The organism is Bacillus sp. FSL W7-1360 (assembly GCF_038592975.1).
GTDB classification, from domain to species: domain Bacteria; phylum Bacillota; class Bacilli; order Bacillales; family Bacillaceae_D; genus Shouchella; species Shouchella lonarensis.
Genome location: NZ_CP151950.1, coordinates 1995746 through 2017334, shown reverse-complemented (window position 1 = coordinate 2017334; position 21589 = coordinate 1995746). Strand labels below are relative to the sequence as shown.

Here is a 21589-nt window from a genome sequence, read left to right as displayed (position 1 = left end):
TCTGATCAAATGATGTTAATAATGATTGAAAATAGTGACCATTGTTCATGCAAATGACCTTTGTGCAGGGACAAAATGGATAAGGGTAAATTTTTTAGGGGGCGTAGCACTCGTTCATAACTTTATAAACAAAAAACGCATCATGACAATTTTGTCGATAGTTTTGCTATAATTCAATTTAGAATGCTGGATTCATACACCAAAGAGAGGATGTTTCGATGAGAAAAACAACATCAAGATACGCTAAAATTGCATTTGCAGCGACGGTGTCACTCGGAATGGTAGCAAGTGCTGTGCCGACGTCCATGCAAACAGCATTGGCCGAAAGCGATGAAAAGAAAATGCTTCATGTCGATGGAAAGGTTGATTTAAAAAGTGATGAAGCAGTATCTGTCATCGTAGAGCTAGAGGAAGTCCCAGAGAAAGTGGCTTTAGCTGAAGCGGCAGCATTGGGTGAGAAATTAACAGAAAAAGAAGCAAAAGACAATGTAGAAGCATCACATTCAGCTTTTGAAGAGGTGCTTGATCATGTGGCCTCGCCAACTGAGTATGAAGTCGAACGTACATATGATGCCGTTTTTAATGGTGTTACGTTGACGTTACCAGCGAATAAAGTTGAAAAACTATTAGACTATGAAGGCGTTAAAGCCGTTTATAGTAATGATACGATTGAATTGGTTCATCCAATTGAGGAGAAAGGTGCAGATGAGCCAGTTGAAGCATTGATGGCTGAGAGTGTGCCACACCTCGGCGTTACAGATATGCATGTAGACGGTCTAACTGGTAAAGGGATTAAAGTGGCGGTCATTGATACAGGTATTGACTACAACCATCCAGATTTAAAGGCTGCTTATCAAGGTGGCTATGATTTTGTTGATAACGATGATGATCCAATGGAAGCAACGTATGAGGATTGGCTTGAATCTGGACAACCAGAAAAAAACCTAGATGGTCGATCATATTATACAAATCACGGTACACATGTTGCTGGTACAATTGCGGGACAAGCTGAGAATGATTCAGAATACGCTGTTTTAGGCGTGGCGCCTGATGTGGATTTGTATGCGTATCGTGTTTTAGGCCCGTATGGATCAGGTTTTACATCTGACGTCATTGCGTCAATTGAACAGTCAGTGGAAGATGGAATGGATGTCATTAATTTATCTCTTGGCGCTAGTGAAAATAACCCGACTTATCCGACGAGTATTGCTTCAAATAATGCGGCATTAGCCGGAGTGACAGTCGTGACATCTGCGGGTAATGCTGGTCTGGATGGTTTGGAGTCAGTTGGATCACCGGCGACATCGGCTTTGGCAATTTCTGTCGGATCAAGCAGTGTACCAACTACCTTGCCGGAGTTCGTAAGTTCGTATGATGTCGGAGAAGAAACACTGACTGGAGATTTACGGGTATTGGCTACTTCGTTTGATACAGACTACACAACATTGGCAAAAGAGACATTTGAAGTAGTAGGAGCAGGGCTGGGATATGAAGCAGACTTTAAAGATATAGATGTGGACGGAAAAATTGCATTTATCTCACGAGGAGAAATTACATTTGTTGAGAAGATTGAGAATGCAAAAGCAAATGGTGCAGTAGCTGTCATCATTTATAATCATGTCCCAGAAGATGGACATATTCCAACGTATCTTGGTGAAAGCCCTCGCTATATCCCGAGCTTTTCTTTGACATATGAGCAAGGCAGTGAAATTGCTGCATTACTAGCCGAGGGTTCAACAATGACGTTTGGTGAGATGAGCGAGCTCGTAGTGGCAGGTGATGTACTAGCCGACACAAGTTCTCGCGGTCCAGTTAAAATGACAGCGGCAATTAAACCTGAAGTGGTTGCACCAGGGGTAAACATTTTGTCAACTGTGCCATCGTATATGGCGGGACCGGAGTATATCGATCGCTATGAGTTTGCTTATCAGCGTGCGTCTGGGACGTCAATGGCTTCACCGCATGTTGCAGGCGTTGCAGCTTTAATGTTGCAAGCGGATGGAGATTTAACACCAGCAGAAATTAAGACACGTTTAATGAATACGGCGGTACCGTTGTCTGAAGAGTACAATGTCTTTGAGATTGGTGCGGGTTTAATTAATCCAAAGGCTGCCGTTGCAACAGACATGACGGTTCAAACAACAATGAATGGATTGCATGTGGTTGATGGTGTGCTTGAATTTGTTTCTGACCATACGGGGGCAATTAGTTATGGGATGCTTAGCACAAATAAAGGAAACATTCGTGAACGTCATAGCTTACGTTTAACTAATCGTTCTTCTGAGGAGAAAACATTCACTGTTGATGTGAAATTTCATGCAGTGAACGGAACGTTGCCGGCGGCTGCGAGTGGGGTTGTATTACAAACAAACAAAAAGGTCACTGTACCGGCAGGTCAAATGGTTACAAATAATGCATTTTTGATCGCACCAAAAACAACGACAACAGGTTTATATGGCGGTTATATCACATATACAAACCAAGCGGATGAAAATGAAGTGTATCGTGTGCCATTTGGTACCTATATTACTTCGGAAGTGGTTGAACCGTTTCCAATTGGTCATGTATTCCAAGACGAAGTAGCTTCGTAAGGCGAAAAACTGAATAGAGGGAGTGAGAAAAACTCCTTCTATACGTTTTTTATCGACATGATAAATATTTAGGGGGAATGATGATAATGAAAACGAAAAAGTTAAAGGTAGCGATGATTGGAACAGCGTTTGCAGGAGCTTTGGCACTCGTTGTAGGAACAAATGGTTCATTTTCTTGGTTTACTTCTCAAACATCAGCAAATGGAGAGCTTAAAAACGGTACGTTAGAATTGAACAATGGCAATGACATTTCTGGTGACATCGTCCAAGCTTCATCGTTTGCGCCGTCGCAATTAATTTTCGGTGACTGGTTGAAAATAGAGAACACAGGGACGCTAGATGCACATCTGCAAGCTACGTATGAGCACGAAATAAACGTGAATGCCTCAATTGACCCTTATAAGGTTGGTTATATTGCAATCAAGTATAAGAAAACACCTGATACGGATGTGTTTAAAGATGCCCAGTACGAGCTAGAAAAATTGTTTGACGGGATCACAAATGAGATTGGGGCGCTTAACAAGTCAACGAAGCGCACACACGTAACTGAAGACGTGGAAATTGAAGTTAATTTGATTGATGAGGACGAGGTGAACAACGCAGGCTCCTTTGTCTTAGGTGATGGTGCTTTAGATGGAGAGAAGAATGAGTTTTGGAAGTTGGAGGAAGACCAATATATTGATTTGAATTTCGGTGTGAAACTGGATGAGAAAGCTGGGAACGAGTACCAAGGAGCGGTATATGAAGCGACCCTTAATGTATTAGGGAAACAAACAGATAATGGGGCGTTGTATACGGAAAGATAAGCGAAAAAAGTTTGCCAGTGATCCTGGCAAACTTTTTCTTACGGGGAGGACTTGTTAAAGAGAAAACAATCGATCTGATGCCCATTAATCAGACCAGAGGATTGCATGAAGGAGTGGCATGTAGTTGGTCCAACGAAAGACATCCCGTGTTTTTTGAGGGCACGACTCATCTTTTTTGCCTGGTCCATGGAGGATGTATTCATGTTACTGCTGATGAAAGTGGAGATGTAATTGAACAGAGATTCGTGCGCTTCCTGTATGTTTCTTACTACATGTGCATTGTTTAGGACGGCACGGATTTTTCCTTCATGTCGGATGATGTTTTTGTTCTGCAACAACTGGGAAACATGACAATCCGTGTAGCGGGTTAACGTGTCGATGTTAAACTGAGCAAATGCCTCACGGATACCCTCTCGTTTTTTTAAAATGGTCAGCCAGCTAAGTCCAGATTGCATCGCCTCTAGCATGAGTTGTTCAAATAAAAGGCGGTCATCTGTTGTCTTTTTGCCCCATTCATGGTCATGGTAATGTTTGTATAACGGATCATGAGTGACCCAGCTACATCTTGTGCACATGTCTCTCCTTCTTTCTTGTGTCAGTTTATTGATCTAGTGGCGTATGCTGTGACTGCCCCTCTTCTTCTACTTTTGAGCAGAACCATCCAAACAGTACGATCACGACAAGTGTACAATAGAAAAACACCTTCCAAATTGTGCTGTGCGGGAAATGTTCATGGATAAGATTGACTGACGGATGGGCCAGTACTTGGACGACTAATTTTATCCCGACCCAACCAACAATAACAAAAGCAGCAGTCTCCAGCCCAGGTCGTTTTTGCAGTAAGCGAACAAATTTTACTGCTGCAAATCGCATAATGAGAAGACCGAAAAAGCCACCTAAGAAGACAACGACAAATTGTCCCACGTCCATGCTACCGACTGTCCCTAAGTTTGTTGGTGTGAGTGCACTAGCGAGTGCAACGGCAGCTAAAATTGAGTCAACAGCAAAGGCGATATCGGCAATTTCTACTTTTAGGACGGTCCACCAAAACCCGCTCCCTTTTTTGGCGACATCCATTCCGGCAGCCACCTCACTATTACGCACAATATATTTTCGCAATAAATGATTGGCAGCAATAAAGAGGAGGTACAGTGCTCCGATCGCTTGTACTTGCCAGATGTTAACGAGAAAAGAGATGACAAATAAAGATAATAACCGAAAGACAAAGGCACCAGCCAATCCATAAAACAAAGCTTTTTTGCGTTCTTTCTCTGGTAAGTGCTTTACCATGATCGCTAAGACAAGCGCGTTATCTGCAGCAAGAATGCCTTCCAATGCAACGAGGACGATGAGCACCCAGCTGTACTCCAACAATAAAGTCATTTCCATTTCATATTCTCTCCTTAAAAGGTTGTGCAATAGCAGTGTGCAATTGCCTGCTCAATGTATCCCGCCTGTAGCCAATCAAATAAACGAGACAGAAGACATAAAAAGACCTCTGCCACAGTCATTTAACTGAACATGGCAAAGGTCTTGCAAAGCATAGTCATTATGCCATCAAAGCCGGTGAACAGTTGTTCACGTCATGACGACTTTGATTCGAGTAAATACTACTCGATCGCTACTCCCCTTTGAAGGAATCCGATTGAATTTAATATGAGTATATCGCGGTTGTGTGATCGATGTCAAACATTTTTTGAACAGCTGTGCATGATGATGTATTGAAAAAGGTGTTATACTAGTGGCAGCGTGTATCTACATGGATTTCGAAACGTCTGAGGGAGGAAATGGATGGGAGACAATCAAAAACAAAGCGCAATCATTGTCGGGATAGATTTACCTGGAACAAATGATTTAGTGTATGAAATGCAAGAGTTAGAACACCTTACAGAAGCGCTTGACCTAGAGACGATTGGACAGCTAACCCAAAAGTTGTCGGTGCCAAATCGTGCAACCTATATTGGTAAAGGCAAAGTGAGGGAGTTACAGGCGATGTGCGAAGTAGGTGAAGCGACAATCGTTGTCTTTAATGATGAATTATCTCCGTCGCAAATAAGAAATCTGGAAAGTCTGCTAGAAGTGACTGTGTATGATCGAACGATGCTTGTGGTGGATATTTTTGCAAAAAGAGCGCAGACAAAAGAAGCACAAATGCAAGTATTACTTGCCCAATCACAGTATTTATTGCCGCGGCTTGTTGGCATGCGGGCCTCGTTAAGCCGTCAAGGTGGGAGTGGCGTAGGGTTAGCGACACGAGGTGGGGGAGAGACGAAACTAGAACTTGATCGTCGTAAAATTGAAACACGTATGCAAAGTTTAAAACGAGATCTTGCAAAAGTGGATGAACAGCGTGAAGAACAACGTAAGAAGCGCAAAAAACAGATGACGCCACTTGTAGCACTTGTAGGCTATACAAACGCCGGAAAGTCTTCATTAATGAATGCCATCTTACGTTATACACAACAATCTATTGAGAAGGCAGTGTTAGAAAAAGACATGTTGTTTGCGACACTTGATACATCCGTACGGCAAGTATCGTTAAATCAGCAGCACGCCTTTTTTCTGGCGGATACAGTAGGTTTTGTATCTAAATTACCTCATCATTTAGTGAAAGCTTTCCGGTCCACGTTGTCTGAGGCAAAAGATGCAGATTTGCTGCTGCATGTCGTTGATTACACCCATGAGCATTATTTAGAGATGATAAAGACAACGGATGAAACGCTTGCTTCACTTGGGATTGACCAGCCACGGCTGCACATCTTTAATAAAATTGACCAAGTTCCTAAGGAAGTGCCACGTATACATGAAAATGAACTATTTTTATCGGCAAAAACGGGGGAAGGATTGCCACATTTATTTAAGAGGATAGAAGAACTACTGTACGGATGTGATGTGACAAAAACATTTTTAATACCATACAATAAGCCGGACATATTTGCTGAGGTTCATCAACAGACAGTTGTACAGTCGGTGTTAAAAGAAGATGACGGATGGCGTGTTCAAGCGCTCGTGCGTCATTCTGAAGTGGACAAATGGAAAGATTATCAATCAAAAACATGATGCGCTTTTTTTAGCGTGCATCATGTTTTTTTTCGTAAATTTTCTTTTGCTTTTTGGATCGTGTCATCATCATACCAGTGACTGTACGTTAAAATATGACGTGACAGTCGGCGGTTAGCGATTTCTGTATGTGTTTGGTATTGTGTTGTGTTAAGGCGTGCTAAGTTCATAAGAGAGACGCTCCTTTTTACTGTTATCATTGCCAAAAGGAGGATTTTTAAACAAAATTAAATGTGATTTTTCATACGTTAATACTTTTTTAGCAAATACCGTAGTGGAATGAGTGAAACAAGAATGATGAGTAGTGCTGTAGGCGCGGCCTGTGCATACATTGCTTCACTTGTATCTACCCATATTCGTACGGAGAGTGTATCAAATCCAGGTGGTCGGAGTAAGAGAGTGGCTGGTAACTCCTTCATCGCACTGACAAATACGAGTGCACCGCCGGCAAGGATTCCCGGCAATACAGATGGAATAATCACAGTCAACATCACTTTCCATGGTGGTTGCCCAAGACTACGTGCAGCTTCATCTATTCGTGGTGAAATAAGCCGTAACGAAGCATCGGTGGCTTGCATCGATTGAGGTAAGAATCGAATAATGAAGGCAAAGGCAATTAAATAAAAGGTGTTATATAAAACTGGCACATATTGATTAAATAAAAAGATCACACCGATTGCAACAATGACACCCGGTAAAGCATAACCAGCATAGCTCAGCTTCGCAATAAAATAAGAAATGGTTGTTGGGTAGCGGGACCGTAAATAAACAACTGGTAAAGACAAAAACATACACGACAAAGCAGCTAGCGCCGAAACTTTGAGGCTGTTGAATCCGTATGTCCAAAATTTTGTATCAAGCACCCCATCACCAATGCCAATCATTGTCCAGTAAAGTAGGACTGCAATGGGCAACAGAACAGAGAGCGAAAAGATCAGAAAAACAAAAACAAAAGCAATCCATGTCCACTTTCCTAAAGAAAGCCGCTTAGGAGGTTGAAAGCTGTTTGTTGTTTGATAATAATGGCGATTTTTCCGAGTGCGTGTTTCAATCCACAGGATGATTAATGTAAGGATGATCAGCACGAGACTGAGTACGGTTGCTGAGAGGTGATCGTAGCTGCTCATCTGATAATAAATAGCGGCAGTAAATGTTGTGTATCGCAACATGGCAATCGCCCCGAAATCAGATAAGACATATAAAGCAATGAGAATCGCCCCAGCACCGATCGCAGGTCGTAAAAACGGTAAATTCACTTTAAAGAAAATATGTTTTGTTGACATGCCTTGTGCACGGGCGACTTCTTCAAAGTTGCGATTCATCTTGCGTAACGCTGCACTTGTAATTAAGTAGACATATGGATACGTAAACAACGTTAAAATAAAACAGACGCCCCAAAAGGTGTACAAATCAATTGGATATTCGCCGAATCGTTCAGAAAGCCATGCAGAATCACGCCAATACCGCCAAAGCCAGCCTCGGGGTCCGAAAATAATGATGTATGCGACGGCACCGACATAAGGTGGAATGACTAAAGGTAAAGCGAGCAGCCACTGCCACGTTTTATACCCGGGTAAATGTGTACGATGTACAAACCAAGCAAGGGAAACGCCAATTAAACAGGCGAAGAATGTTACAAGCAATGTGAGCGACAGTGTATTCCAAAGGAGGTGGGGTACACGTGTGTCCAGTAAACGTAACCAATTATCTGTACCTGCAAGTAATGCTTCTAGCGTGACGTACACGATAGGGATCGCCATAATAAGTGCTGTGATCATAGCAAGACCAAATAAGACAGGCCCAGGTGGCGCACCATGCCACAAGTTCAGCCAATACTTTTTCACGAAAACAAGCGAGGTTGACAGGCGTTGCCTGCATACCTCGCTTGTTGTGTGTTTTTTGTTATGATTTTTTTTATTCATGTGCAACTCTCTCCTACATATAAGGAATGATTAGACGGCATCACAACGGTACGTACGCCTCCATTGTACACTCCTGTAAGAAATGCTACAAATCGAGATCAAGACCAGCTTTCTCAATTAATTGGCGTGTGTCTTCCCAAACTTCACCAAGTTGATTGAGCGGCATATCATGGGTTTTGTAATCTTTAATAGATGCTGCGCCTTCAGGTGCTTCAACGTCTGGGTTAATTGGTACTTCTAAAGAGTCGTATGAGAATGCCTGTTGATTTTCTGGAAGAAGAATCCACTCTAAAAACTTCTGGGCGTTATTATGATTGGGTGCACCTTTAACGAGGCCAACACCGGCGGCGTTAACAACCGCTCCCATCTCGTCATCGCCTTGGTCTGGATAAATGACCCCAACGTTGTTATCTGTTGTTTCGCGAAGTTGTTGGTGGTAATAATAGTTGTTCACAAGTCCAAATGTAAATTCTCCTGCACCAACGGCGCGGCGAATGTCGCCGTGTCCTTCTAAGATGACGCCGGCATTGTCTTTCACTGCGGCAATCCACTCGGTTGTCTTGTCATCGCCCCACTCTTTACGTAGCGCAGAAACATGACCGACCATCCCGCTGTTTCCACCGCGAGTAATAGCGAATTGGCCTTTCCATTTTTCATCGGTCAAGTCTTCAATTTTTTTCGGCATATCTTCTTCTGTGATTAAGTCTTTATTATACATTAAAACGCGGGTCCGTGCAGACAGGGCAAACCAAGCGTTATCATCAGCGCGATAGCGTTCATCAATGGTATCAATTCCCTTTGGATTCGCGCCCTCAAGTAAACCTTCTAAATGTAAATGTTCAAGTGCACCAATGTCATTAGAAATGAAAATATCTCCTTGTACATTACCGGCTTCTGCTTTAATCCGGTTTAACGCATTGTCACCTGCATGTAACGCCTGAACTTCTATGCCGGTGTCTTTCTCGAACTTCTCCAGCAAGCTGTCAACAAACGTTTCATTACGTGAAGAATAAACAACGAGCGAGCTTGTTTCTTCTTTGTTTGCTTCCTTAGGCGTTTCTTTACCTTCTTCTTTATTTTCATCACCAGCGCCACATGCTGCTAACATCAGTGCAATTGCACCTGTGAAGCATAGTGATACCGGCTTCATTTTTTTCAACATAAATGATTTCCCCTTTGTTTATGTATTGCAGGTCAAAAAACGTTCCGACCGTACGCTTGTTAGTATAACGATAATGATAATCATTGTCAATTGAAATGAAGAAAAACTTGAAAATGTCAATTTACGGAAGTTTTTGGGCATGAAAAAGCTTGTCAGCCCAATTTTACGACAAAATGTAGGTCTTTTTATTCAACGAGTGCAACAAGTTCTGGTTGAATATCAAAAGAAACGGTCGAGCCAATATTGACATCTTGTTCCATAGGTGCGTAGAGTACAATCGGTTCAGTGAAGTCTGTTGTATCGCCAAGCGTCACTAAGACTTCTTGGTATTCACCACTATAAGTAACGCGGGTGACTTTGCCCGTGTAACGACCTCGTTCAGCTAACCTACATCCTTCTGGTCGAATAGAGACATTTACATCTTCAAGCATGACTTCAGATTGTGATGGTAGACAAACACGTCCAATGTTTGTATCGACATGCCGCATATCTGCACACAATTTACCGGAGAGTAGGTTGGTTTTTCCAACAAATTGAGCAACAAAACAATTTTTAGGACAACGATACATTTCGCGAGGGGTGTCAATTTGCTGTATTTCTCCTTCGTTCATGACAACGACACGATCGGCAACGGCAAAGGCATCTTTTTGATCATGTGTTACAATGAGGGCAGTTGCTGCTGCTTTTTGGAGAATGGTCATAATGTCATAACGCATCTTCTCCCGTAAACCGGCGTCTAAGTTACTGAACGGTTCATCCATTAATATGACATGAGGTCTGGGTGCAAGGGCGCGCGCTAAAGCAACGCGCTGTTGTTGCCCACCAGAAAGTTCGTGTGGATAACGATCAGCGTAATCGGTTAAACCAACAAGTGCAAGCACTTCTTTGACACGGGATTGTTTGTCCCTTGTTCGCCACTTTGTCAAACCAAACATAATATTTTTAGCAATTGATAAATGAGGAAACAGCGCATAGTCTTGAAAAACCATGCCGATCCCGCGTTTTTCTGGAGGGGTTGTTTGAAACTGGTCGTAAACAATTTGTCCACCAATCGTAATTTTCCCGTGTGTTGGCTGTTCAAATCCAGCAATCATGCGAAGTGTCGTTGTTTTACCGCACCCGCTCGGTCCAAGAAGTGCGATAATTTCCCCACGCTCAATCATTAAATCAATGGCGGTGACGGCAGGTCGGACAGCACGTGGAAATGTTTTCGATACTTGATGTAAGTGTATAAAGCTCATAAGGAACCTCCGAAGTGACGATCAATGTTGGTGCTGTGTATGTATAAGAAGATGAGAATGATTTTCATTCTGAATGGATTATAGCACATGAAAGCAGTTGCTGCAAACGCTACAATATGGAAAGCGTGATCAAAAACATGGTGTTAGTTGGACGAGCCAGCATGTTTTAGTAAGGCGGTCATTATTTGGTACAGTACGCAGTTTTTACTGCATGATGTGGTGTATGTCTCTAACGTGCTTCCTCATACTAAACAAAAAGGAGGGGGAATGCATGACTGTCATCACGACATTACCGGCAAAGAGAAAAGAAAAGCAACAGTTGTTTGAGCGAAAGATGCTAAGGCAACTATCACTTGACGAATTAGAGCGTGATATTCATCAATGTTTTCGACCATTGCTATCTTTGCAATGCACCAGTCGAAAGATGAATGCTGGTGCTGTTTCAAAAAATCAGTCGGTTCAAGCGTATCCATTTTTATTAGATCAGTGTTTAGACACGGTGATTGATGCATACTTATTAGGCGCTACGCATGGACGATTTGGTTTTTACGGGGAAACAGTGTGTGAGGCAAAAGAGCGATGTGATATTGAACGAGAAGTATTTGTTCATGGTCTATGTGCTGCATTAATGGGATGGGCAGATGAACCAAAAGAACGCTATGAACTTTTCTTAGGAGCAACGGAACCTTTAATTGACCGCTGGTGGAATAAAGGGTTTCAAGAAGGTAAAAAAGCTTATCGTTTACGGTTGTATTAGTAAAGAATAATTTGTCCCACTTCCTCGTATATATGAGTGAGGACAAGGGGGACAATGGTGTGACAAAATATAAATGGTTTATATTTGTGAGTGCAATGGCAGTCGCGATCGTATTGTTTTGGTTTCAAGCTGATCGGTCATCAAATGGGTCGCCTACCACTTGGCACATGCCATTATCAGGAAAAGTCATTGTGCTTGATCCGGGGCATGGCGGGATAGATGGTGGTGCTACTTCAAAATCTGGGTTGATCGAGAAAGAAGTGACGCTTGCTGTTGCTTTAAAACTTCGTGATTATTTGCAGGAAGCAGGCGCGCTTGTTTTTATGACAAGAGAAGAGGATGTCGATTTAGCCGATGAAGATGTAGTGAAAGTGCGGCGTCGTAAAGTGCAGGATTTGAAACGTCGTGTTCAAGTTGTCAATGAATCGAGCGCTGACTTGTTTGTTTCTATTCATATGAACGCGATTCCATCGCCTAAGTGGCGTGGTGCACAAACTTTTTATCATTTAAAAGAACACAAAAATGCGGAGCTCGCAACGTTGATCCAAGACGAATTGAGGAACCAGTTAGAAAATACGAAACGACACGCAAAGCCCATCCACCATGTATACTTACTGAAAGAAGCCAAAATCCCCGGTGTATTAGTAGAGGCTGGATTTTTATCGAATCCTGATGAGGCAAGGCTTTTGGAGACAGAAGAATATCAACGCAAATTGGCTGCTTCAATTTATACAGGCATGTTACGGTTTGTATCAGGGGAGGTTGTTGAGGAGCAAACGAAGGGTATGGAAACGAAGTAAGTGAAAAATAAGTTGTAGTGAGTGATTTCTGCTTAAGGAATATGCTATACTTGGTCACGATAGCAGTGTATAGACAAAGCTCTTTTAAAGAGAACAGCTGCAATTTGTATAGGGTGGTGGCTCTCGTGACCGAGAAAGAAATTTTGGCAGCGCTTAAGCGTATAAAAGACCGTGATTTAAATAAAAGCATTGTTGATACAGGCGGTGTACGACAGGTAAAGAATAAAGATGGCAACGTTAGCTTGAAAATTGCATTAGCGAAAACAGGTACAGCAGAGCAAATGCAAGTACAACAAGAGATTGTGAATGTGTTAAAGAGCGAAGGGGCAAAATCGGTTGGTTTACGATTTGAAACATTATCTGAGGAAGAATTAGAAAAATTTGGTGGCGCGACGGCGTCGCCGTATAGTGGACCGTCATTGCTCGCGCCAACAAGTAAGACGACATTTATTACAGTGGCGAGTGGAAAAGGCGGCGTAGGCAAGTCCACAGTCTCTGTGAATGTAGCAGTAGCACTTGCGCGACAAGGGAAAAAAGTGGGTATAATTGATGCAGATATTTATGGTTTTAGTGTACCTGACATGATGGGAATTGAAACGCGCCCTAAAGTGGTTGGGAAGCGGATATATCCTGTGGAACGTTTTGGGGTCAAAGTGATTTCAATGGGCTTTTTTGTTGAAGATAATGCCCCGGTCATTTGGCGTGGTCCGATGCTCGGAAAGATGATTAACCAATTCTTTTCTGAGTGTGAGTGGGGCGATCTCGATTATTTAGTGCTTGACCTGCCACCTGGCACAGGCGATGTCGCATTAGATTTACATGCAATGTTACCGGAATCTAAAGAATTACTTGTTACAACGCCCCATGCAACCGCTGCATTTGTTGCTGCACGCGCTGGCGCAATGGCAATTAAGACGCATCATGAAATGTTAGGTGTTGTCGAGAATATGTCTTATTTCCAAAGCGAGAAAACAGGTGAGAAGGAATATGTGTTTGGCAAAGGTGGCGGTGAACGACTGGCTGAGGAGTTGAAAACGGAGTTGTTGGCGAAAATTCCACTCGGACAACCTAAAGTGAATGAAGAAGATTTTGCGCCCTCCATTTACGACATCGCTCATCCAATTGGGCAAATTTATAATGACTTAGCAATCCGCATGATAGAAAAGACGCGTCATGTTTAAATGTCATAAATATTTATAGTAAAGAAATCCCCATTGTATGTAAATCATGGGGATTTCTTTCGGTAAATGAATTATTTGTCCTTCTTATCAGCTTTTTTGTCTTCTTCTTTTTGTTTTTTATTTGCTTCTTTCATTAAGTCAACCATCTTTGCAGCGAAGTTGGGACTTTCTAATGCCTCTTCCATAATTTCCATCACTTGTTCACGATATTCTTTTGACTTCATGAGAGACAGTGCTTGTTTCTCCATTTCAGGATCAGTTAAAATATCCATCATCATTTGTTGATATTCTGGATCTTTCATAAGGTCTTTTAATAACTTTTCGTGTTGTTCCTGCATACTTTCAGAAAATGCTTTGGCAAATTCATGATCTTCAAATGCTTTTTGCCAAAATTCCTTTCCTTCTTTAGATGTAAGTGTTTCTTGAATCGTCTTTTGGACAAATTCACTATCCATAACAAGTTCTTCACGCATATCTTCTTCAGCAATGACTTGTTGTAACGCCTTTTTTCCTTCATCGGTTTTTAGCAAATCAATGACCATTTTTTTCGTTCCTTCGTAATCAGCGCCTTGCTGTCCTTCAGCTGGCGCGCAGCTAGTAATGAGAAAGATGCTCACGATCGCCATCGTCCATAGTGGTGTAAATCTACTCCGTATCACGCCGGGTGTCAACCTCCGTTTCTTTTTTAAGAATGATGGAGATAGTGTTTACCAGCTACCGTAAAATATGCGTAAGCGCACTGGTATTTCAATACCAAGGTTGCTACAATGGAGACATGTGAGTGAATTGGAGGAAGTAGTTGTGAATAGCAGAAAAGTGGTTTTTATCTTTTGGTCGACCTTGTTTATAAGCAGTGTATGTGGAGGCATCGTAGGCGTCTTTTTAAATTGGGATGTGTATGTTGGGAACGGTATGACCAATTTTATTGTCGGTGTCATTTGGATGATCGGATTGGGCGCGGCGATTAGTGTTGTGGCACAAATGGGTTTCTTCGCTTATTTATTTTTACACCGGTTTGGATTAGGTTTATCAAAGACACACACACTGTGGAATCGAATTCAATGGATACTGATTGTGTTTGTGTATTTTGATCTTGTTTATTTTCGGTACGTGGCTTATGCAAAAGAGGGAGAAAGTTTTTTCGGTTATATGATTGTACCGACACTGTTGTTCGTGTATGGTGTACTCATTGCATGGGTGAAAGCACGTGAGACAAATCAAGTGGCTTTTGTACCTGCATTGTTTTTTATGTTTGTGATTACGACAATTGAGTGGATTCCGGCTTTAGTTGCAAATGATGCCAAGTGGTTAGCAATTTATATCACCCCACTACTTGTCGCAAATACATGGCAACTGTTATTGTTGCACCGTTTAATCAAGAAGCGAGCATAAATAAAACGCCCCGTCTATTTGTGAAGTGACCCCAAAAGCTAGTTTACGCTAACTTTGGGGCCTTCATTTTAGAAGGGGTGTTTTTTTGAGTGGCGTTATTCGACGATTTCACTGTCAGCACTGCTACCATCCATTAGTGTATGAATTGTTACAAAGGTATATCCTTGTTTCTTAAGTGCAGTTAAAATCGTCGGCAATGCCTGTTCTGTTTGTTTGACGGAGTCTGAAGCGTGGAAGAGCAGAACGTCTCCTGCTTGTGTATGTGAGAGGGTGTTTTCAATAATTGCCTCTGTGCCAGGGTTTTTATAATCATAAGAGTTGACACTCCAATGAACAACGTCAAATGATTGTTCGTCTGCAAGAGCCAATGTTTGTTTCGTGAAAGCGCCATTTGGTGGACGCAGTAAAGTTGGAGCCGTATCAGTTAGTTGTTGTAACACTTCTTTGCTGCGCCTCATATCGCGGATGACTTCTTCGTCATCTAGCATGGTGTAGTCTTTATAACGGTAACCGTGGCTGCCAATTTGATAACCAGCTTCCTGGATCACTTCGACTAAATCAGGGTATTTCTCAGCCCATGAAGCAAGCAAAAAAAATGTCGCATGCTCGACGTCATGATCTTGTAGCAACTTGACAATGGGTGCCACACGCTTTTCGCCCCAGCTAATATTAAAAGTAAGGGCGATCGATTGTTTCGCGTCGTTGGCCCGATAAAAAGCTTGTGGTCCTTCTGAAGTTGAAAATACAGACACATGCTCTTTGGCAATGAATAGCCAACTCGCGACAAACATTGCGGCAACACAAATAAAAATAAGGGGCTTCCGACGCCTAATGTTTAGCACCCAAATCCCTTTCATGATAACAGCTCCTTCACAGTAGGTCTTATGTACAATTTATGAACGCTTGGACGAGATATGAATAAAATATGTAAGAGAAGAGGAGAATGGTTAGTCATGAAGGCGATGAACTTGAGGAAGGATGGTGGGACTGATGTTAGGTGTGATGTTAACGGAAAAAGAAGTGGAGGAGATTGCATATTTACTGAAAAGGGAGTTGGAAGAGATTTTAAGTGACTTATCAGATAATCGATTAGAGCCAATTGTGCAAGTAGCAATGAAAGAAAAATATGGACTTGTATATGGCTTGTATAAGCGCTTTACTCGACCAGAAGAATGGTCGCAATACGCACTATCATCGAATTTATTAAATAAAACGCCTTTTGATAAAAAGGGTTGACGATTAATTTTGATGTGTGATATATTAATTAGCGTCGCTTTGAAGTGTGAGCGATTTTTATGAAGTGCAGTTAAAAAATCTTCTTAAAAAAAGAAGTTGACAGATCAAGTTAACTTCTGTATAGTATTAAAAGTCGTCAACAAACAGCGACACAAGCTCATTGAAAACTAAACAATAGCCAAGCGTAAAAAGAGATCAATAGATCTCAACATGTAAGCCACAAAGAAATTTGTGCAAAATGAGCAAATCAAACATTTTAATGGAGAGTTTGATCCTGGCTCAGGACGAACGCTGGCGGCGTGCCTAATACATGCAAGTCGAGCGCACAGAAGGGAGCTTGCTCCCGGAAGTGAGCGGCGGACGGGTGAGTAACACGTGGGCAACCTGCCCCCTAGCCTGGGATAACTTCGGGAAACCGAAGCTAATACCGGATAATATATGGATCTACCTAGGTCGATATTAAAAGATGGCTTCTGCTATCACTAAGGGATGGGCCCGCGGCGCATTAGCTAGTTGGTGAGGTAACAGCTCACCAAGGCGACGATGCGTAGCCGACCTGAGAGGGTGATCGGCCACACTGGGACTGAGACACGGCCCAGACTCCTACGGGAGGCAGCAGTAGGGAATCTTCCGCAATGGACGAAAGTCTGACGGAGCAACGCCGCGTGAGTGAGGAAGGCCTTCGGGTCGTAAAGCTCTGTTGTGAGGGAAGAACAAGTACCGTTTGAATAAGGCGGTACCGTGACGGTACCTCACCAGAAAGCCACGGCTAACTACGTGCCAGCAGCCGCGGTAATACGTAGGTGGCAAGCGTTGTCCGGAATTATTGGGCGTAAAGCGCGCGCAGGCGGCTTCTTAAGTCTGATGTGAAATCTTGCGGCTCAACCGCAAGCGGCCATTGGAAACTGGGAAGCTTGAGTACAGAAGAGGAGAGTGGAATTCCACGTGTAGCGGTGAAATGCGTAGATATGTGGAGGAACACCAGTGGCGAAGGCGACTCTCTGGTCTGTAACTGACGCTGAGGCGCGAAAGCGTGGGGAGCAAACAGGATTAGATACCCTGGTAGTCCACGCCGTAAACGATGAGTGCTAGGTGTTAGGGGTTTCGATGCCCTTAGTGCCGAAGTAAACACATTAAGCACTCCGCCTGGGGAGTACGACCGCAAGGTTGAAACTCAAAGGAATTGACGGGGACCCGCACAAGCAGTGGAGCATGTGGTTTAATTCGAAGCAACGCGAAGAACCTTACCAGGTCTTGACATCCTTTGACCACCCTAGAGATAGGGCTTTCCCTTCGGGGACAAAGTGACAGGTGGTGCATGGTTGTCGTCAGCTCGTGTCGTGAGATGTTGGGTTAAGTCCCGCAACGAGCGCAACCCTTGATCTTAGTTGCCAGCATTCAGTTGGGCACTCTAAGGTGACTGCCGGTGACAAACCGGAGGAAGGTGGGGACGACGTCAAATCATCATGCCCCTTATGACCTGGGCTACACACGTGCTACAATGGATGGTACAAAGGGAAGCGAAACCGCGAGGTGGAGCCAATCCCATAAAGCCATTCTCAGTTCGGATTGTAGGCTGCAACTCGCCTACATGAAGCCGGAATTGCTAGTAATCGCGGATCAGCATGCCGCGGTGAATACGTTCCCGGGTCTTGTACACACCGCCCGTCACACCACGAGAGTTTGTAACACCCGAAGTCGGTGAGGGAACCTTTTGGACCCAGCCGCCTAAGGTGGGACAGATGATTGGGGTGAAGTCGTAACAAGGTAGCCGTATCGGAAGGTGCGGCTGGATCACCTCCTTTCTATGGAGTCATACTCTAGTCGATACGATTGTCGTAAGACATCGTAACGCTTGCGCTATTGTTTAGTTTTGAGTGAGCAACATCACTCAATAAATGGTTCTTTGAAAACTAAATCATGAAACAACTCAAATGAGTCATGGACACGTGCTTCGCACGAAGAAATGACGTCTAGGATGAAAGAAAGCAAACTTTTTGCTTTAGCAAGACTGACAAAGTAGACAGTGGATGGAAATCCGCCGTTGTAGTCAGTTTTCGTGGATAGAAGCGAGTAGTTCGAGGACGCAAGCGTCGGAAGGAATGCAGAGCTTATATACGCGATTGTTTTGTGAAAAGAACCGAGAAGTTCGAGGACACAAGCGTTCGAAGGAAGGAGCGTATCTTAATACGTGACTGACTGAGAAACGCGCAGTGGACGAAGAAATTCGAAGGTTATTTTTACAAAAAGGATAAGGTAGAAAGGGCGCACGGTGAATGCCTAGGCACTAGGAGCCGAAGAAGGACGCGACGAACAGCGAAATGCTTCGGGGAGCTGTAAGTAAGCAATGATCCGGAGATCTCCGAATGGGGAAACCCACCATCCGTAATGGGATGGTACCCACATCTGAACACATAGGATGTGAGGAGGCAGACCTGGGGAACTGAAACATCTAAGTACCCAGAGGAAGAGAAAGAAAAATCGATTTCCTAAGTAGCGGCGAGCGAAACGGAAAGAGCCCAAACCAAGAGGCTAGCCTCTTGGGGTTGTAGGACACGCAACATGGAGTTACAAAGAAACGGCGTAAGTGAAGCATCTGGAAAGATGCGCGGTACAAGGTAACAGCCCTGTAGCTGAAACTTCGTTTCCTCCTGCGTGGATCCTGAGTACGGCGGGACACGAGAAACCCCGTCGGAATCCGGGAGGACCATCTCCCAAGGCTAAATACTCCCTAGTGACCGATAGTGAACCAGTACCGTGAGGGAAAGGTGAAAAGCACCCCGGAAGGGGAGTGAAAGAGATCCTGAAACCGTGTGCCTACAACTAGTCAGAGCCCGTTAATGGGTGATGGCGTGCCTTTTGTAGAATGAACCGGCGAGTTACGGTGTCGTGCAAGGTTAAGCATGAAAAAGCGGAGCCGCAGCGAAAGCGAGTCTGAATAGGGCGCTATAGTACGCCGCCGTAGACCCGAAACCGTGTGATCTACCCATGTCCAGGGTGAAGGTCGGGTAACACCGACTGGAGGCCCGAACCCACGCAAGTTGAAAATTGCGGGGATGAGGTGTGGGTAGGGGTGAAATGCCAATCGAACTCGGAAATAGCTGGTTCTCCCCGAAATAGCTTTAGGGCTAGCCTCGAGTGAAGAGTATTGGAGGTAGAGCACTGATTGGACGAGGGGTCCCCACAGGATTACCGAATTCAGTCAAACTCCGAATGCCAAATACTTATGCTCGGGAGTCAGACTGCGAGTGCTAAGATCCGTAGTCAAGAGGGAAACAGCCCAGACCATCAGCTAAGGTCCCAAAGTATACGTTAAGTGGAAAAGGATGTGGCGTTGCTTAGACAACCAGGATGTTGGCTTAGAAGCAGCCATCATTGAAAGAGTGCGTAATAGCTCACTGGTCGAGTGACGCTGCGCCGAAAATGTACCGGGGCTAAACGTATCACCGAAGCTATGGCAATCCCGTAAGGGATTGGGTAGGGGAGCGTTCCAAGGACAGTGAAGGTAGACCGAGAGGACTATTGGAGTGCTTGGAAGTGAGAATGCCGGTATGAGTAGCGAAAAGAGGGGTGAGAATCCCCTCCGTCGAAAGCCCAAGGTTTCCTGAGGAAGGCTCGTCCGCTCAGGGTAAGTCGGGACCTAAGCCGAGGCCGAAAGGCGTAGGCGATGGACAACAGGTAGAAATTCCTGTACCACCTCGTATTCGTTTGAACGATGGGGGGACGCAGAAAGGTAGGGAGAGCGCGCCGCTGGCTGAGCGCGTCGAAGCAGTGAGGCTGAAACGTAGGCAAATCCGCGTTTCATAAAGGCTGAGCTGTGACCGTGAAGGACCCTAGGGTCCGAAATCCCTGATCCTCCGCTGCCAAGAAAAGCCTCTAGTGAGAAGACAGGTGCCCGTACCGCAAACCGACACAGGTAGGCGAGAAGAGAATTCTAAGACGCGCGGGATAACTCTCGTTAAGGAACTCGGCAAAATGACCCCGTAACTTCGGGAGAAGGGGTGCTCTAATAGGGTGAATAGCCCGAGAGAGCCGCAGTGAAAAGATCCAAGCGACTGTTTAGCAAAAACACAGGTCTCTGCGAAGCCGCAAGGCGAAGTATAGGGGCTGACACCTGCCCGGTGCTGGAAGGTTAAGAGGAGGGGTTATCCCTTACGGGAGAAGCTCTGAATTGAAGCCCCAGTAAACGGCGGCCGTAACTATAACGGTCCTAAGGTAGCGAAATTCCTTGTCGGGTAAGTTCCGACCCGCACGAATGGTGTAACGACTTGGATACTGTCTCAACGAGAGACCCGGTGAAATTATAGTACCTGTGAAGATGCAGGTTACCCGCGACAGGACGGAAAGACCCCATGGAGCTTTACTGTAGCTTGATAGTGAGTGTTGGTATCGTTTGTACAGGATAGGTAGGAGCCTAGGAAGCCGGAGCGCCAGCTTCGGTGGAGGCATCGGTGGGATACTACCCTGACGGTACTGACATTCTAACCTCGACCCGTGATCCGGGTCAGGGACATTGTCAGGTGGGCAGTTTGACTGGGGCGGTCGCCTCCTAAACAGTAACGGAGGCGCCCAAAGGTTCCCTCAGAATGGTTGGAAATCATTCGTAGAGTGCAAAGGCATAAGGGAGCTTGACTGCGAGACCTACAAGTCGAGCAGGGACGAAAGTCGGGCTTAGTGATCCGGCGGTGCCGTATGGAAGGGCCGTCGCTCAACGGATAAAAGCTACCCTGGGGATAACAGGCTAATCTCCCCCAAGAGTCCACATCGACGGGGAGGTTTGGCACCTCGATGTCGGCTCGTCGCATCCTGGGGCTGTAGTAGGTCCCAAGGGTTGGGCTGTTCGCCCATTAAAGCGGCACGCGAGCTGGGTTCAGAACGTCGTGAGACAGTTCGGTCCCTATCCGTCGCGGGCGTAGGAAATTTGAGAGGAGCTGTCCTTAGTACGAGAGGACCGGGATGGACATACCGCTGGTGTACCAGTTGTTCCGCCAGGAGCATCGCTGGGTAGCTACGTATGGTCGGGATAAGTGCTGAAAGCATCTAAGCACGAAGCCCCCCTCAAGATGAGATTTCCCATGACGCAAGTCAGTAAGACCCCTTAGAGATGATGAGGTTGATAGGTCTGGAGTGGAAGTGTGGCGACACATGGAGCGGACAGATACTAATCGGTCGAGGTCTTATCCTAAATATTCATCCTTACATTTGAGTCCCATGATTTAGTTTTGAGAGAATCGTTCTCTCATTATCCGGTGCTTATGGCAAAGAGGTCACACCCGTTCCCATGCCGAACACGGTCGTTAAGCTCTTTTGCGTCGATAGTAGTTGGGGGCTTCCCCCTGCGAGCGTAGATCGGTGCCGGGTCATATTATAAAAAAGTACATCTCGCTTCAAATGAGATGTACTTTTTTGTGTTTGGTCTTGGTTGTTGTTAGTTCACGGCA

Annotated in this window: 16 protein-coding genes, 3 rRNA genes and 1 riboswitch; of the genes, 11 read left to right on the top strand and 8 right to left on the bottom strand. The window is 44.5% G+C overall.

Translation table 11 applies throughout. From position 1 onward, the window contains the following. The first annotated feature begins 218 nt into the window (after window positions 1-218). Together NSQ26_RS10380 and NSQ26_RS10375 are read left to right on the top strand one after the other, a co-directional pair. Window positions 219-2591, top strand: coding sequence for a S8 family serine peptidase (locus NSQ26_RS10380; protein ID WP_499718110.1), 2373 nt, complete (start codon window positions 219-221; stop codon window positions 2589-2591). An 86-nt stretch (window positions 2592-2677) separates the two neighbouring features. Further along, a complete protein-coding gene (locus tag NSQ26_RS10375; protein ID WP_090776696.1) occupies window positions 2678-3397 on the top strand; it encodes a hypothetical protein in 720 nt (239 codons plus the stop codon). A 38-nt stretch (window positions 3398-3435) separates the two neighbouring features. Here the strand turns inward: NSQ26_RS10375 and NSQ26_RS10370 are convergent, their stop codons facing one another. Further along, window positions 3436-3972, bottom strand: coding sequence for a DNA-3-methyladenine glycosylase I (locus NSQ26_RS10370; RefSeq protein WP_090776697.1), 537 nt, complete (start codon window positions 3970-3972; stop codon window positions 3436-3438). A gap of 25 nt (window positions 3973-3997) precedes the next feature. After that, window positions 3998-4786 (bottom strand): TerC family protein, encoded by a 789-nt coding sequence (locus NSQ26_RS10365; RefSeq protein WP_090776698.1) that lies wholly within the window; start codon window positions 4784-4786, stop codon window positions 3998-4000. Window positions 4787-4859: 73 nt separating this feature from the next. Beyond that, window positions 4860-5039, bottom strand: a riboswitch (yybP-ykoY riboswitch). A 149-nt stretch (window positions 5040-5188) separates the two neighbouring features. Between NSQ26_RS10365 and hflX the strand changes: the two genes are divergently transcribed. Next, window positions 5189-6457: a GTPase HflX gene (gene hflX / locus NSQ26_RS10360; RefSeq protein WP_499718109.1), complete on the top strand. Its 1269-nt coding sequence runs from the start codon at window positions 5189-5191 to the stop codon at window positions 6455-6457. A 20-nt stretch (window positions 6458-6477) separates the two neighbouring features. Here the strand turns inward: hflX and NSQ26_RS10355 are convergent, their stop codons facing one another. From NSQ26_RS10355 to NSQ26_RS10340, 4 genes are all read right to left on the bottom strand, one after another. Continuing rightward, entirely contained in the window at window positions 6478-6627 is a 150-nt protein-coding gene (locus tag NSQ26_RS10355) for a hypothetical protein (RefSeq protein ID WP_499718108.1), read from the bottom strand. 78 nt (window positions 6628-6705) lie between these two features. Then, on the bottom strand, window positions 6706-8379 hold the full coding sequence (locus NSQ26_RS10350; protein WP_499718107.1) for an ABC transporter permease: 1674 nt from the start codon (window positions 8377-8379) through the stop codon (window positions 6706-6708). An 85-nt stretch (window positions 8380-8464) separates the two neighbouring features. Continuing rightward, a complete protein-coding gene (locus tag NSQ26_RS10345) occupies window positions 8465-9541 on the bottom strand; it encodes an extracellular solute-binding protein (protein ID WP_245701289.1) in 1077 nt (358 codons plus the stop codon). 185 nt (window positions 9542-9726) lie between these two features. Further along, window positions 9727-10782 carry an ABC transporter ATP-binding protein gene (locus NSQ26_RS10340; RefSeq protein ID WP_499718106.1) on the bottom strand — a complete coding sequence of 352 codons (1056 nt, stop codon included), beginning with the start codon at window positions 10780-10782 and terminating at the stop codon, window positions 9727-9729. 271 nt (window positions 10783-11053) lie between these two features. On the opposite strand from NSQ26_RS10340, the gene NSQ26_RS10335 reads away from it, so the two are divergent. From NSQ26_RS10335 to salA, 3 genes are all read left to right on the top strand, one after another. After that, complete coding sequence (locus NSQ26_RS10335) at window positions 11054-11539, top strand: DUF2521 family protein (RefSeq protein WP_245701291.1); 486 nt, start codon at window positions 11054-11056, stop codon at window positions 11537-11539. A 32-nt stretch (window positions 11540-11571) separates the two neighbouring features. Then, the gene (gene cwlD, locus NSQ26_RS10330; protein ID WP_499720042.1) at window positions 11572-12339 is read left to right on the top strand and encodes an N-acetylmuramoyl-L-alanine amidase CwlD; all 768 of its coding nucleotides are present in this window, start codon (window positions 11572-11574) and stop codon (window positions 12337-12339) included. A gap of 116 nt (window positions 12340-12455) precedes the next feature. Beyond that, entirely contained in the window at window positions 12456-13520 is a 1065-nt protein-coding gene (salA, locus tag NSQ26_RS10325; protein WP_499720041.1) for an iron-sulfur carrier protein/transcriptional regulator SalA, read from the top strand. A 71-nt stretch (window positions 13521-13591) separates the two neighbouring features. Here salA and gerD read toward each other — a convergent pair whose 3' ends face one another. After that, complete coding sequence (gene gerD, locus NSQ26_RS10320) at window positions 13592-14179, bottom strand: spore germination lipoprotein GerD (RefSeq protein ID WP_367576300.1); 588 nt, start codon at window positions 14177-14179, stop codon at window positions 13592-13594. Window positions 14180-14321: 142 nt separating this feature from the next. On the opposite strand from gerD, the gene NSQ26_RS10315 reads away from it, so the two are divergent. Then, complete coding sequence (locus tag NSQ26_RS10315) at window positions 14322-14912, top strand: KinB-signaling pathway activation protein (RefSeq protein WP_499718105.1); 591 nt, start codon at window positions 14322-14324, stop codon at window positions 14910-14912. A 95-nt stretch (window positions 14913-15007) separates the two neighbouring features. Here NSQ26_RS10315 and pdaB read toward each other — a convergent pair whose 3' ends face one another. After that, window positions 15008-15769, bottom strand: coding sequence for a polysaccharide deacetylase family sporulation protein PdaB (pdaB, locus tag NSQ26_RS10310; protein ID WP_090776705.1), 762 nt, complete (start codon window positions 15767-15769; stop codon window positions 15008-15010). 133 nt (window positions 15770-15902) lie between these two features. Between pdaB and NSQ26_RS10305 the strand changes: the two genes are divergently transcribed. The 4 genes from NSQ26_RS10305 to rrf all read left to right on the top strand — a co-directional run bounded on the left by NSQ26_RS10305 (window position 15903) and on the right by rrf (window position 21509). Further along, the gene (locus NSQ26_RS10305; protein ID WP_090776709.1) at window positions 15903-16148 is read left to right on the top strand and encodes a hypothetical protein; all 246 of its coding nucleotides are present in this window, start codon (window positions 15903-15905) and stop codon (window positions 16146-16148) included. A 256-nt stretch (window positions 16149-16404) separates the two neighbouring features. Next, a 16S ribosomal RNA gene (locus NSQ26_RS10300) occupies window positions 16405-17953 on the top strand. A 444-nt stretch (window positions 17954-18397) separates the two neighbouring features. Then, window positions 18398-21333 (top strand): 23S ribosomal RNA (locus NSQ26_RS10295). Window positions 21334-21393: 60 nt separating this feature from the next. Then, a 5S ribosomal RNA gene (rrf, locus tag NSQ26_RS10290) occupies window positions 21394-21509 on the top strand. The 16S, 23S and 5S rRNA genes sit together here, the layout of an rRNA operon. The last annotated feature ends 80 nt before the right edge of the window (window positions 21510-21589 follow it).

Coding starts and splice junctions, on each gene's coding strand:
- NSQ26_RS10380 (WP_499718110.1), top strand. CDS start 219: ATGAGAAAAACAACATCAAGATACGCTAAAATTGCATTTGCAGCGACG.
- NSQ26_RS10375 (WP_090776696.1), top strand. CDS start 2,678: ATGAAAACGAAAAAGTTAAAGGTAGCGATGATTGGAACAGCGTTTGCA.
- NSQ26_RS10370 (WP_090776697.1), bottom strand. CDS start 3,972: ATGTGCACAAGATGTAGCTGGGTCACTCATGATCCGTTATACAAACAT.
- NSQ26_RS10365 (WP_090776698.1), bottom strand. CDS start 4,786: ATGGAAATGACTTTATTGTTGGAGTACAGCTGGGTGCTCATCGTCCTC.
- hflX (WP_499718109.1), top strand. CDS start 5,189: ATGGGAGACAATCAAAAACAAAGCGCAATCATTGTCGGGATAGATTTA.
- NSQ26_RS10355 (WP_499718108.1), bottom strand. CDS start 6,627: ATGAACTTAGCACGCCTTAACACAACACAATACCAAACACATACAGAA.
- NSQ26_RS10350 (WP_499718107.1), bottom strand. CDS start 8,379: ATGAATAAAAAAAATCATAACAAAAAACACACAACAAGCGAGGTATGC.
- NSQ26_RS10345 (WP_245701289.1), bottom strand. CDS start 9,541: ATGTTGAAAAAAATGAAGCCGGTATCACTATGCTTCACAGGTGCAATT.
- NSQ26_RS10340 (WP_499718106.1), bottom strand. CDS start 10,782: ATGAGCTTTATACACTTACATCAAGTATCGAAAACATTTCCACGTGCT.
- NSQ26_RS10335 (WP_245701291.1), top strand. CDS start 11,054: ATGACTGTCATCACGACATTACCGGCAAAGAGAAAAGAAAAGCAACAG.
- cwlD (WP_499720042.1), top strand. CDS start 11,572: ATGAGTGAGGACAAGGGGGACAATGGTGTGACAAAATATAAATGGTTT.
- pdaB (WP_090776705.1), bottom strand. CDS start 15,769: ATGAAAGGGATTTGGGTGCTAAACATTAGGCGTCGGAAGCCCCTTATT.
- NSQ26_RS10305 (WP_090776709.1), top strand. CDS start 15,903: ATGTTAGGTGTGATGTTAACGGAAAAAGAAGTGGAGGAGATTGCATAT.